Source organism: Bradyrhizobium sp. CCBAU 53415, from assembly GCF_028128735.1.
Taxonomy (GTDB): Bacteria; Pseudomonadota; Alphaproteobacteria; order Rhizobiales; family Xanthobacteraceae; genus Bradyrhizobium.
Window position 1 is genome coordinate 428,155 of record NZ_LBJF01000023.1, and the last position, 12,256, is coordinate 440,410.

A 12,256-nucleotide genomic window follows, 5' to 3' on the forward strand; every position below is an offset into this window, starting at 1 on the left:
CCCAGATCTTCATCTCGATTGCGGCCCGTGCCGTGGCACGCAGGAACTCGTGCGCGAGACTCCCTTGTCGGTCATCTTCGCGCCGCGCACTTCCTTGACCTGGCCGGCGGGGCAGGTTCCGTCATCTACGAGCACACGCTGGCCGAGCTTCAGATCGACAATGTCCTGCTCGCGTCCGACGGTGACTGCGTGTGCCGTCGAGGCAAGCGTGATGGAGATCAGCAGCGAGAGGCAGGTCGCTTGGCGCAGCAGCATGATGTGAGGTCCCGGCAACGATGCCGCAGTCTAGGGAGCGGCGGGCGATTCTGATAGTGAAGCTTCGTCACGCCCGGCGGGCCGATCTTCCCCTTGTGCCCAATGCTGCGCGCGATTCCCGCGCGAGACGTTCGGCGGAGGCCACGAGCTGTGGAACCGGGTGCCCGGAAAATCCCAGCACGAAGCCGGGCAGAGGACGCCCGCGCGAATAGGTGTCGGCCAACAGCCAGCCTTCCGCGCCGGCCGCTTGCTTGGCATGCGCTGCCACCGACAGATCGACGGAGGGATCGAACCGGGCGACAAGATGCAGGCCCTGCGAGGGCACCGGCACCGCAAGCGCCCCATCGGATGCGGCTTCAAGCGTTGCGGCGAGCGCATCGCGCGCCTCGCGATAGAGTTTTCGCACGCGCTTCAGATTCGCGGCGAAGGCGCCGGAATTGAGCATGTCGGCGACCGCGCCTTCCATCAGCGTGCCGGGAAAGCGGTCGAGCGCCGCGCGCGCTGCCGTCACGTCCGCGATCAGCCGTTCGGGCAGGGCGCAATAGCCGATGCGCAGGCCCGGGAACAGCGTCTTGGCAAACGTGCCCAGGTAGATCACGCGCTGGAGACGATCGATGCCGGCGAGCGACATCAGCGGTGCGCCGTCATAGCGGAATTCGCTGTCGTAATCGTCCTCGAGCACGAAGGCGCCGACTTGTCTCGCCCAGTCCAGCAGCTCGAGCCGGCGCGGCATCGACATCTGCACGCCAAGCGGAAACTGGTGCGACGGTGTGACGTAGGCCGCGCGCGCGGACGGCGCTGCGATCCGGCCTTTGGCGACACGCATCCCGTGCTCGTCGACCGCGACAGGCACGGCACGATAGCCGCAATGCGCGATGGTTTTTCGCGCGGCGGGATAGCCGGGGTCCTCGCACCATACTTGATCGTCGGGCTGCAGGATCGCGCTCAGCACGATGCGCAGCGCGTGCAGCGTGCCCGAGGTCAGCATGATCTGATCGGGATCGCAGCGCAGGCCGCGCGCCGACAGCAGATGGTTGGCGATCGCCGAGCGCAGCTCGCGGCTGCCGCGGGGATCGCCATAATGCAGGTGCTCGGAGCCGAAGGCGCGCATGCGGCGGCCAACGAAAGCGCCAAAGCGCTGCACCGCGCGCTCGTCGATATGGGTGCAGCCGAGCGCGAACGCGCCTTGCCTGGGCGTTTCCACAACCACCTTCGCCTTGTTCGGCTCGGCCGCCCGCGCAGGGATATGTGCGGCGACGAACGTGCCGGAGCCGACGGTTGCGTCGGCAAAGCCGTCGGCGATCAGGCGCTCATAGGCGGTGACGACGGCATTGCGCCGGAAGCCGGTCTGCCTGGCCAGCGTCCGCGATGGCGGCAGCGGCTCACCGGGCTTGACGAGGCCGGAGACGATCATCTCGCACAGCGCCTGATAGAGCCGGTGCGCGGCGGAGGCGCCGGCCGTGACGTGTGGGCCGATGAGGTCGAGCGGCAGCTCGGTCCTGGCCGGTGAGGGGTACGAATTGGTCGGAATTTTTCGCATGGAATTGGAACTATCGCAGACCAAATGCGCCGCTACAACCGCTCTCAGATTGTTCCAATTCGCGCAGGAGCGGCCGTGAGCCAGACTGAGACCTCCAATTCCTATCCGATGTCCGCGCGCAACCAGGTCAAGCGCCGTCACGACCGCGGCTTCTATGATCACGACACGGTTCACCGCATCCTGGATTCCTCGATGCTCTGCCACGTCTCCTATGTGATCGACGGCCAGCCCTATTGCACGCCGACCTTCTTCTGGCGCGAGGGGACGAGGCTCTACTGGCACGGATCCAGCGCCAGCCGCATGTTGCGCAACCAGACCAAGGGCGAGCGCGTCTGCCTGACGGTCGCTCATCTCGACAGCCTCGTGCTGGCACGATGCGGCTTCAACCATTCCGCGGACTACCGCGCGGTCATGGCATTCGGCACGGCCTATCTCGTCACCGATCCAGAGGAGAAGGAGCGGGCGGTGATCGCCATGGTCGATCGCTTCTTCCCGGATCGCACCGCTGGCCTGCGACAGAGCACCACGCAGGAGATCAAGGCAACGTCCTTCATCGCGATGGAGATCGAGGAGGCCTCGGCCAAGATACGCGCCAAGGGTGTCGCTGACGACGACGAGGACTATGCGTTGCCGATCTATGCGGAGCGCATTCCGGTCCGCACCGTGCTCGGCGCCCCGGAGCCGTGCCCGCGCCTGCTCGACGGTGTGAGCCGGCCCGCGACGCTGAATGGCTATTCCGAAGGCCGGCTGCTCGAAGATGCATTGCGGGATGCTTATTTTGTGGAGTACCCGAACGGCTGAAATCGGCTAGTTTGCGCACTCCTTGGGAACCATTGGAATGCCTGGAGTTGCCTAGATGAATGCCGAAACGCAGCAGAGGATTGTTGACGCCGTCGATAGCGGCTTCGAAGCTCAGCTTGCAACCACCCGAGATTTTGTCGCGATCCCTTCGACCCGCGGAGCGGAGGGGCCATGCCAGGACATGATCGGCGACCTCCTGCGCCAACGTGGCTACGAGGTCGACGACTGGCACATCAATGTCGACGATCTGAAGGATCTGCGCGGCTTCGGTCCGATCGAGCACGACTTTTCGAAGGCTCGCTCCGTGGTGGGCACTTACCGTCCGCAAACCAACGGCGGCAAATCGCTGATCCTGCAGGGGCACTGCGACGTGGTGCCGGCGGGCCCGCTGGAATTGTGGGATACGCCGCCATTCTCGCCCGTCATCAAGGACGGCAAGATGTTCGGCCGCGGCGCCTGCGACATGAAGTCGGGCACGATCGGAGCGCTCTACGCGCTGGATGCGATCAAGGCGGCTGGCCTCAGGCCGACGGCGCGGATCCACTTCCAATCCGTGATCGAGGAGGAGAGCACCGGCGTCGGCGCGCTCTCGACGCTGCAGCGTGGCTATCGCGCGGACGCCTGCTTCATTCCGGAGCCTACCGGCGGCAAGATGGTGCGCTCGCAGGTCGGCGTGATCTGGTTTCGCCTGCGAGTGAAGGGGCATCCGACCCACGTTGCCTTCGCAGGCTCCGGCGCGAACGCAATCATGGCGGCGTATCACCTGATCCAGGCGCTGCAAAAGCTCGAGATCGAATGGAACGAGCGCGCCAAGGCCGATCGTCACTTCAAGACGCTCAATCATCCCATCAACTTCAACCCCGGCATCATCAAGGGCGGCGACTGGGCCTCGAGCGTGCCGGCCTGGTGCGACGTGGACTGCCGCATTGCCGTATTGCCGGGCTGGTCGATCGCCGATCACCAGAAGGAGATCATGGCTTGCGTCGCTGCGGCTGCGCGCAACCACCGCTTCCTCGCCAACAATCCGCCGGAGATCGAATGGTCGGGCTTTCTGTCGGAAGGCTATGAACTGACCGACGCCGCCGCGCCGGAAGCTGCGTTCGGCAAGGCCTTCGACGTCGTCTATGGCGGCGCGGTCGAGGATCTCGTCTTCACCGCGCTCACCGATACGCGCTTCTACGGCCTCAACCACGGCATTCCGAGCCTGTGTTTTGGTGCCAGCGGAGGCGAGATGCATGGCTTCAACGAGTTCGTCGACCTGGAGTCGCTTAAGAAGACGACCAAGGCGATGGCGCTGTTCATCGCGGATTGGTGCGGGGTGGAGAAGGCGTAAGCAACCGCGCCTTGCTCTCTCGCCGTCATCGCGAGGAGCCCGCGTCAAAATTGCGAAGCAATTTTGCGCTGGCGACGAGGCAATCCAGACTGCCGCCTCGGAGAGATTCTGGATTGCTGCGCTTCGCCCGCAATGACGGAGTGCGACGGCCGCTCCCCGCGGCAAGGGAAATGTCCTGCAGATGCGGTCCGCCGTCCCAGACACAGATGCGCCCAAATCCTTTAAGCTTAAAATAAAGACTAGGATGGCGGCCTTGCCGGTGGCAGACTGGCGTTCGGTTCGCGGGGCTTTGAGTCCATCGAGGAAGTCATGATGCGCGATTGGGATGATGCTTATGCCAATTCGGCCCATGTCCCCGGATCGGACAAGTTGCCGGCGTTGTGGGCGGGGCGGGCGGCGGCCTACCGCGCCGGGCTGAAGGAGTTTCGCCCCGACATCGCCTATGGCGCAGGCGAGCGCCAGAAGCTCGACCTGATCATGCCCGGCGGCGACAGCAAGGGCCTCGTCGTGTTCGTCCATGGCGGCTACTGGATGCGGTTCGACAAATCGACCTGGACCGATCTTGCCGAAGGCGCGCGGCATCATGGCTGGACGGTGGCGCTGCCGAGCTACACGCTGACGCCGGCCGCACGCATCTCCGACATCACCGCCGAGATCGCCGCCGCGATCGCCGAGGCGGCATCCCTCGTCTCGGGGCCGATCCGGCTCGCCGGCCATTCCGCCGGCGGCCATCTCGTCACGCGCATGCTGTGCGACGACAGCCGGCTCGAGTCCGCCGTCTACAACCGTATCGCCGGCACGCTCTCGATCAGCGGCCTGCATGATCTGCGGCCGCTCCTGAAGACCAGGATGAACGAGACGCTGCGCATGACGATGGAGGAGGCGACGCTGGAAAGCGCGGCGCTGCATCTGCCGCGTGGGCATTCGCCCGTGACCGCCTGGGTCGGCGGCAGCGAGCGGCCCGAATTCATCCGCCAGTCCGATCTGATGGCCAATGTCTGGACCGGTTTTGACGTGCCGACGCACCTCGTCATCGATCCCGGCCTCAACCATTTTACCGTGATCGACGGGCTGAAGGACCCATCCTCGCCGATCACCGCCCGCCTGATCGGCCTCGACTGAGCAAGGCCGGGGAAGATCGATCGAAAGGACCTGTCATGACGTCCAGCGATTACGATCCCGCCAGCGAAGGCGCCGAGACCGATTTCGCCCGGCGGATGTCCTACGGCGACTACCTTGCGCTGGATGCGATCCTCGGCGCGCAGCATCCGCTGTCGGAAGCGCATGACGAGATGCTGTTCATCATCCAGCATCAGACCACGGAACTATGGATGCGGCTTGCCATCCACGAGCTCAGTGCAGCGCGCCGTGCGATCTCGCGGGACGAGGTGCAGCCTGCGATGAAGATGCTGGCGCGGATGTCGCGCATCTTCGAGCAGCTCAACGGCGCCTGGGACGTGCTGCGCACCATGACGCCCAGCGAGTATACCCGCTTCCGCTCGCAGCTCGGGCAATCCTCGGGCTTCCAGTCGCGCCAGTACCGGCTGATCGAATTCCTGCTCGGCAACCGCAACCACGCCATGCTGAAGCCGCACGCGCACGATGCGCAGACGACGAAGCTGCTCGAAGCGGAACTTGCGACGCCAAGCCTCTATGACGAGGTGCTGCGGCTCGCCGACCGCAACGGGCTCAAGATGCCGGCGGCGGTGCTGGCGCGCGACGTTCGCGAGACCCACAGCTTCAACGAAGGCGTGCTGCAGGCCTGGCGTATCGTCTACGAGGCGCCGGAGACGCACTGGATGCTCTACGAACTGGCCGAGAAGCTGGTCGATTTCGAGGACTATTTCCGCCGCTGGCGCTTCAACCACGTGACCACGGTCGAGCGCGTCATCGGCTTCAAGCGCGGCACCGGCGGCACTGGCGGCGTCAGCTATCTCAAGCGCATGCTGGAGGTCGAGCTGTTTCCCGAACTCTGGCGCGTGCGTACGATTCTGTAGGGATGTCCATGACCCGGCTTCGCGTCTACGACGACACCAGGGCGTTGTTCCATTTGCCCGACGGCGTGATCTATCTCGATGGCAACTCGCTTGGTGCGCTGCCGCTGGGCGTTGCCGAGCGCGTTGGCCGCGTGATCACCGACGAGTGGGGCAACGAGCTGATCCGCGCCTGGAACACCGCAGGCTGGTACGTCCAGCCGCGGCATGTCGGCGATCGCATCGCGCGGTTGATTGGTGCTGCGGCCGGCTCGGTGATGGTCGGAGACACGCTGTCGCTCAAGGTCTATCAGGCGCTCGCCGCCGCGCTTGACATGAACGCGTCGCGCAAGGTCGTGCTGTCTGACACCGGCAATTTCCCGACCGACCTCTACATGGCCGAGGGCCTGATCGCGACACTCGGGCGCGGCCATCAATTGCGTCTGGTGGGACCGGAGGAGATCGAGGCTGCGTTGTCGCAGGAGGTCGCGGTGCTCTACATCACCGAGGTGGATTACCGCACCGGCCGCCGCCACGACATGGCAAGGCTGACGGCAAAGGCGCATGCTTGCGGCATCGTCACGGTCTGGGATCTCGCTCATTCCGCCGGTGCGCTGCCAGTGGATCTCGCCGGGAGCGGCGCCGATTTCGCCGCGGGATGCACCTACAAATATCTCAACGCCGGTCCCGGCGCGCCGGCGTTCCTCTACGTCGCGCCGCGCCATGCCGATAGCGCTCGCGCCGCTCTGTCGGGCTGGATGGGCCATGCAAAGCCGTTCGCCTTCGAGCTCGCCTATGCGGCCGCCGGCGGCGTCGAGCGCATGCGCGTCGGCACGCCGCCGGTGCTGGCCATGGCGGCGCTGGAGGCCTCGCTCGATATCTGGGACGGGGTCGACATCAAGGAGGTTCGCGCGCGCTCGCTGGCGCTCGGTGATCTCCTGATCGCTGAGGTCGAACGCCGTTGCCCGCAGCTCAGGCTCGTCACCCCGCGCGCGCATGATCGCCGCGGCTCGCAGGTTTCCTTTGCCTTCGACGGCGGTTACGCCGCGATGCAGGCGCTGATCGGCCGCGGCGTCATCGGCGATTTTCGCGCGCCGGACATCATGAGGTTCGGGATTACGCCGCTGTATATTGGCGAGAGCGAGATCGTCCGTGCCGCCGAGATCATCGAGGAGGTGATCGCAGGCGAGGTGTGGCGGCGGGCGGAATATCAGGTCGTGAACGCGGTGACGTGAGCGAAGCCATGCCCCGGACGCGGCGCGGCGCGCCGCACTTGCGGCGTGATGCGCTGCAGAGCCGGGGCCCATGCCGCACCGTGCTCCGTCGCGAGATGGGTCCCGGCTCTGCGCAGCAACTCCAGCGCGTTGCAGCGCGTCCGGGACACGATAGTGTCGGCGGTGCGCCGATGTCAGCCGGCCATTACCTCGGACGTCATTGCTTTGCCGCGCGAAGCCATTCACGTTGAGACAACAATGAATTGGGAGGGCTTTTGATGACGCCGCTCGAGAAACTCAAAGCGATGAAGATGCCGTTCGCCGAGCTCAAGGGCGTCGAGTTTGTCGAGGCCGAGAAGGACCGTGTGGTGGCGCGGATGACGGTTCGGCCCGATCTCTGCACGCTGCACCACACCATCCATGGCGGGGCGGTGATGGCGCTGGCCGATTCCGTCGGCGCGGCAGCGACCGTGCTCAATCTGCCCGAGGACGCCAAGGGCACCACGACGCTGGAGAGCAAGACCAACTTCATCGGCGGGGCCCGGGAAGGAACCGCGGTCATCGCCACGGCCACTCCGGTTCATCGTGGCCGGCGGACCCAGATCTGGACCACCCGGCTGGAAACCGAGGACGGCAAGCTGGTTGCCGTGGTGACCCAGACGCAGCTTGTCCTGTAAGACTACGGGACCTTGATATTATTAACGAATTAGTCGTTCTCAGTGCCTCTAACTTGGGCAGGTCTCCGCCTTGAAAATTATGGTGCGATGCACAATATAGGAGGCCTAGGGATTCGAACGCCTCCTCGAGGGACACCAAGAGGAGTTCTGACGTGGTACTTGAAGAGACCGTCCGCACCGCCCCGGGCTATGTGCGGACCCTGATCCAGCAGGAAGAATTGCCGCTCCTGCGCGATCATCTGCTGAGGCTCGATGCCGCAAGCCGGCACGACCGTTTCAACGGCTTTCTCGACGACAGCTTCATCGAGCGCTACGCCGCCCGCTGCGCCGAGGACGGCACCGTGATCGTTGCCTATATCGTCGACGGTATGGTCCGCGGTGCGGCCGAGCTGCATCCGCCGGAAGATGATTCCTTGCCCGAGGTCGCGTTCAGCGTGGAAGCCTCCGCGCGGCGCCAGGGCGTCGGCACGGTGCTGTTCCGCCGCCTGATCGCGGAGGCGCGCTGGAAAGGCTACAAGCGGTTGCGCATCACGACGGGCGCCGAGAATCACGCGATGCGGGCGCTCGCCGGGAAGTTCGGCGCGCATCTGGCTTTCCGCCATGGTGAATCGACCGGCACGATCGACCTCGCCAAGACTCCTGAGGCCAAGCTCGCAGATCTCGCGGCCTCGCCCTTCACGGCCGGGCGCGCTCTGCTCAGCTTCAACAGCACCTGCTGGAAGTTGATCTCCAGCATGTACGGCAATCGGGCCGCATAGCCCGAAAACGATAGCGGACAGGAATCACAAAGCGGACCGGCAAGGCCGGTCCGCTTTAGTATTCCGGGTTGAAATGAACGCTCAGGTGCCGGTGCGCTTGTCGTTGCCGAAACGGCGGACGACGCGGCGCTCGACGACCACGGAGCGCTGCGCGCCCTGTTCGCCGGCGATCACGCGCGTGGCGGTGATGCGGCCGTTGGTGCGGGCCTGCTTCTTCACCTCGGCCTGCACGACGTCGAGTGGCATCCCCATCAAGGCTGCGGCGATCTCGGCCTGCTGCGCCTGATCGTCGGTGATGCCGACGGCGGCGAAGATCGCCTCGTCCAGGGTGGGCGGATCGTGGCGGACGCGCCGCGTGCCATATTTGGTATTCCAGTCTGCGCTCATAACGGCCTCGTTTTGATGCCGGGATACCTAGTGCCCCAAATGTTGCATTGCAATATGAAATCGGTGTGGCAGCTCAGCTATGCACCGGTCGGGTGTCATGGCGGTGACACAGCACCTGCGCCGTCCTCAACGCGTTGCTGAGGCCAGCGTTTCAGAGCTGCGTCTCCGGCTTCGGTGAGCCGGTAGATTCCTCGCTCGGTGCGCTCGAACCAGCCATACACATTGTTAAGCAAGATCTTGCCGGCGTCGGGACAGCGTTCGCGCAGCTCGCGCACGCGCTTGGGGCCTTCGGCAAGCGCCGACGCGCAGGCCAGTGCCTGCTGCCGATAGGCCGTCATGATCGGTGTGCGGGTGCTGCCGCCGAGCACCGGATCGCCCTGCCGGCGCTGATGCTCGGCGACGAGGCGCGAGCGCACCTTCGGCTCGCGGCGCGGCGCAGCCGTCGGCGGCTTCACCAGCACTTCGACCTGACCGCGATCGGTTACCCCGAGCATGCCGAAGCCGAGACGGCGGCAGAGATTGCGATAGCGCGCGTCGCTCTCGCGTCCCTTGCCACGCGCCGACATCTTCGCCGCGATCCAGACCTCGTCGCCCGCCGGTGCGCGGTCGACTGCCTGCAGGATCAGCTCGAGATTGAAGGCAAGCTTGAGCTCGCCGATGACCACGACCGGCGGCTCGCCGGCGCCGAGACCGACGAGATCGCAACCGCCGATCTCGCCCTTGACCGTGAAGCCGAGCTCTTCGAGGAAGCGTTTGACGGGCAGGTAGAGCGCGGTTTCCAAGGGAGTTCCGATCGGAGAATCAGTTGCGGCCAGTCTAGTGCCTTCTCGGCTCCGATTGAATCGAGCCGGCGTTCAAACCATCCGATCAAACGCAATCAGACACGCCCGCCGACCGGTATCAGCGCGCCGGTGACGCCGCTCGCGGCGTCGCTGGCGAGGAACAGGATGACCTCGGCGAGCTCTAGCGGCGTCACCCATTTGGAGAAATCCGCTTTCGGCATGTCGGCGCGATTGGCCCTGGTGTCGATGATCGAGGGCAGCACCGCGTTCACGGTGATCTTGCCTTTCCATTCGCTGGCGAGCGCCTCGGTCAGGCGATGGACGGCCGCTTTGGACGCCGCGTAAGGGCCCATGCCGCTGCCCGCCTGGAGCGCGCCCATCGCCCCGATATTGACGATGCGGCCGGCCTTGGACGCGGCGAGGTGCGGCAGCGCCGCACGCGAGGTGTTGAGCGCAGTCAGGACATTCAATGCATGCATGCGCTGCCACGTCGCGCTGTCGCCGTCGCCGACGGTCTCGAAGGCGAAGCCGCCGGCGATGTTGATCAGCGCATCGAGCCGGCCGAAATGCCTTGCTGCCGTCTCGACGGCCGTCTTTGCCTGCGCCCCGTCGGACAGGTCGACGCCACCGATCTCGATGCGGTCAGCACCTGCGGGGGCTTGCGACGGCGCATGATCGATGCCGGCCACGCGCGCGCCGCGTGCCTGCGCCGTCTCGACGACCACCTTGCCGAGCGCGCCGAGTGCGCCCGTCACGACCAGGACCTTGTCTTGCATCATCGTTCTCCCGGCGCGGGGGCTAAGATTCCAGATAGCGCTCCTTCAGCGCGGTCCGCTCAGTCGCGCCGAGATTGAGCCCGTCGCGCAAATAGGCATCGAGATCGCCATATTCGCTGCCGACCGCTTCGAAAGCGGCTGCCAGGTACGAGGCCTCGACGCTGCCGATCGCGTCGAGAACGTCGGCCGGAAGATCGGAGGCGTTTGACGCGTCGCGCTTGTAGTGCCGGTTGGTCAACAGGTAGTCCTCGGCAATGACGTCGTCGGGCACGCCCAGCGCATGCAGGATCAGCGCGCTGGCGAAGCCGGTGCGGTCCTTGCCGGCGGTGCAGTGGATGACGAGCGGCGCGCGGTCTTCCAGCAGATGGCCGAACAGCGCGCGAAAGCTGTGCGTATTGTGGCGGACATAGTTCCGGTAGGACTCGCGCATGAGCTCCAGCGCGACCGGCGCGGTCAGCGTGCCCCGGGCGAGCTCGGCGCGCAGCGCGGCCACGACCGTCGGTTCGATCGGCAGCGAATGCACCGTGATCTCGTTCATGACGCAGACGCCGGCCGCGCGCTCCTCCAGCCCGCGGAAATCGAATGCGCTTCTGACGCCGAGCGCGCGCACGATCTCGACATCGGCAGTGGTGAGCTGCCCCAGGTGGTTGGAGCGGAAGATGTGTCGCCAGCGCGTGGCGCGGCCATCGGTGGTCGGATAGCCGCCGAGATCGCGAAAATTGCTGGCGCCTTGCAGGGCGAGATGGCGGGCAGGGGAGGCTGACATGAGATCGGCTTGGGTTATGTTCCACTGGACGCGCGAGGGGCGTCCTTGAGAGCACTAGAGGGGGCTATCATGGGCCGGCACAAGGCCATTCTTTTGGCGGTCACCATGCTGGCGGGCGGAATTTGCTACGCGCGGCAGGCTGATGCGCAGACGTTCCAAGCCTATCGCTGTACCGATGGTACCCGGTTCATCGTCGGTTTTTATGATGGCGACAAGCGCGCTTTTGTTCAGATCGACGGCGAGCCGGTCACGCTCGGCAAGCGACTGGCGGTCTCTGGCGCGCGCTATTCGGGGGCCGGCATCACGCTGACCATCGGGAAGGCCGGGACCGCCACGATCAAGCATCTGAAGCGGCCGGTCACGGCCTGCGCGGTGATCTGAGCGGCGTGGTTCACGCAAGAATTAAAAAGGACCGAAACATCGTTGTTTCGGCCCTTTTCAAACTGCCGCCGGGCGACTGCGAGAGCGCGGCGGTTTCGAACCAACCCGAGGCATCAGCGATCCCATTTCGGCTTGGCTTCGTCGACCGCATCCTGATGATACCAGCTGTCGCTACAGATCGAGACGTTCGAGGGCAGCGAGGCGTGATCGGCAGGAAGGCGGGTCTCGCCATAACGGCGTCCGGCAAGAGCCGCGCGGCCCCCGACCGGGAATTGATAGATCGTTGCCGATCCGTGACTCAGACCATTGTTCATCATTACGATTCTCCTTGGTCGAAGCGCCTTGGCCTCCATGGTGCGCCCGACTCGTTCGATTGTGGTTACCGGAATCCCCATATCGACCCCGGCTCCCGTATTGGAAAGTGCTGAAAAGGAAATCAGTTGCCGCTCAATTTGTAGGCAGTCTGAGGTCTGCATCCCCTAAGGCACGCTGTCGGTGACCAACGCGTGGGCCATTCCAAAGGTTGCTGCGTAGGGGCAGGAGACTTTGCGAAAATTGCCGGCGGCTGATGCGCGTTTCATCGGCAAGTTCGGGTCCTCCGCCGCCTGCTTGA

General features: G+C 65.1%; 15 protein-coding genes. 8 read left to right on the forward strand and 7 right to left on the reverse strand.

The annotated features are described in order from the left end of the window. Window positions 1-9: 9 nt before the first annotated feature. Complete coding sequence (locus XH87_RS17890; RefSeq protein WP_271588282.1) at window positions 10-255, reverse strand: DUF6719 family protein; 246 nt, start codon at window positions 253-255, stop codon at window positions 10-12. Between the two features lie 67 nt (window positions 256-322). Further along, window positions 323-1,795, reverse strand: coding sequence for a MocR-like pyridoxine biosynthesis transcription factor PdxR (pdxR, locus tag XH87_RS17895; protein ID WP_271588283.1), 1,473 nt, complete (start codon window positions 1,793-1,795; stop codon window positions 323-325). 75 nt (window positions 1,796-1,870) lie between these two features. On the opposite strand from pdxR, the gene XH87_RS17900 reads away from it, so the two are divergent. The 7 genes from XH87_RS17900 to XH87_RS17930 all read left to right on the forward strand — a co-directional run bounded on the left by XH87_RS17900 (window position 1,871) and on the right by XH87_RS17930 (window position 8,551). Beyond that, complete coding sequence (locus tag XH87_RS17900) at window positions 1,871-2,596, forward strand: pyridoxamine 5'-phosphate oxidase family protein (protein ID WP_035702159.1); 726 nt, start codon at window positions 1,871-1,873, stop codon at window positions 2,594-2,596. A gap of 55 nt (window positions 2,597-2,651) precedes the next feature. Beyond that, on the forward strand, window positions 2,652-3,929 hold the full coding sequence (locus XH87_RS17905; protein ID WP_035702117.1) for an ArgE/DapE family deacylase: 1,278 nt from the start codon (window positions 2,652-2,654) through the stop codon (window positions 3,927-3,929). A gap of 312 nt (window positions 3,930-4,241) precedes the next feature. Further along, entirely contained in the window at window positions 4,242-5,051 is an 810-nt protein-coding gene (locus XH87_RS17910) for an alpha/beta hydrolase (protein WP_271588347.1), read from the forward strand. A 35-nt stretch (window positions 5,052-5,086) separates the two neighbouring features. After that, window positions 5,087-5,926, forward strand: coding sequence for a tryptophan 2,3-dioxygenase (kynA, locus tag XH87_RS17915; protein ID WP_035702119.1), 840 nt, complete (start codon window positions 5,087-5,089; stop codon window positions 5,924-5,926). An 8-nt stretch (window positions 5,927-5,934) separates the two neighbouring features. Beyond that, window positions 5,935-7,137 carry a kynureninase gene (gene kynU, locus XH87_RS17920; RefSeq protein WP_271588284.1) on the forward strand — a complete coding sequence of 401 codons (1,203 nt, stop codon included), beginning with the start codon at window positions 5,935-5,937 and terminating at the stop codon, window positions 7,135-7,137. 257 nt (window positions 7,138-7,394) lie between these two features. Then, complete coding sequence (locus XH87_RS17925) at window positions 7,395-7,793, forward strand: PaaI family thioesterase (protein ID WP_158669893.1); 399 nt, start codon at window positions 7,395-7,397, stop codon at window positions 7,791-7,793. Window positions 7,794-7,945: 152 nt separating this feature from the next. Beyond that, complete coding sequence (locus XH87_RS17930; protein ID WP_271588285.1) at window positions 7,946-8,551, forward strand: GNAT family N-acetyltransferase; 606 nt, start codon at window positions 7,946-7,948, stop codon at window positions 8,549-8,551. An 81-nt stretch (window positions 8,552-8,632) separates the two neighbouring features. Here XH87_RS17930 and XH87_RS17935 read toward each other — a convergent pair whose 3' ends face one another. The 4 genes from XH87_RS17935 to XH87_RS17950 form a co-directional block, all read right to left on the reverse strand. Next, on the reverse strand, window positions 8,633-8,938 hold the full coding sequence (locus XH87_RS17935; protein WP_035702125.1) for a hypothetical protein: 306 nt from the start codon (window positions 8,936-8,938) through the stop codon (window positions 8,633-8,635). Between the two features lie 95 nt (window positions 8,939-9,033). Beyond that, on the reverse strand, window positions 9,034-9,720 hold the full coding sequence (locus tag XH87_RS17940) for a DUF2161 domain-containing phosphodiesterase (protein WP_271588286.1): 687 nt from the start codon (window positions 9,718-9,720) through the stop codon (window positions 9,034-9,036). 95 nt (window positions 9,721-9,815) lie between these two features. Further along, window positions 9,816-10,496, reverse strand: coding sequence for an SDR family oxidoreductase (locus tag XH87_RS17945; protein ID WP_271588287.1), 681 nt, complete (start codon window positions 10,494-10,496; stop codon window positions 9,816-9,818). Window positions 10,497-10,518: 22 nt separating this feature from the next. After that, window positions 10,519-11,262, reverse strand: a complete 744-nt coding sequence (locus XH87_RS17950) for a tyrosine-protein phosphatase (RefSeq protein WP_271588288.1) — start codon at window positions 11,260-11,262, stop codon at window positions 10,519-10,521. 69 nt (window positions 11,263-11,331) lie between these two features. Between XH87_RS17950 and XH87_RS17955 the strand changes: the two genes are divergently transcribed. Then, window positions 11,332-11,643 carry an MliC family protein gene (locus XH87_RS17955; RefSeq protein ID WP_035702133.1) on the forward strand — a complete coding sequence of 104 codons (312 nt, stop codon included), beginning with the start codon at window positions 11,332-11,334 and terminating at the stop codon, window positions 11,641-11,643. A 113-nt stretch (window positions 11,644-11,756) separates the two neighbouring features. Here XH87_RS17955 and XH87_RS17960 read toward each other — a convergent pair whose 3' ends face one another. Then, window positions 11,757-11,960 carry a DUF2735 domain-containing protein gene (locus XH87_RS17960; protein WP_035702136.1) on the reverse strand — a complete coding sequence of 68 codons (204 nt, stop codon included), beginning with the start codon at window positions 11,958-11,960 and terminating at the stop codon, window positions 11,757-11,759. Between the last annotated feature and the right edge of the window lie 296 nt (window positions 11,961-12,256).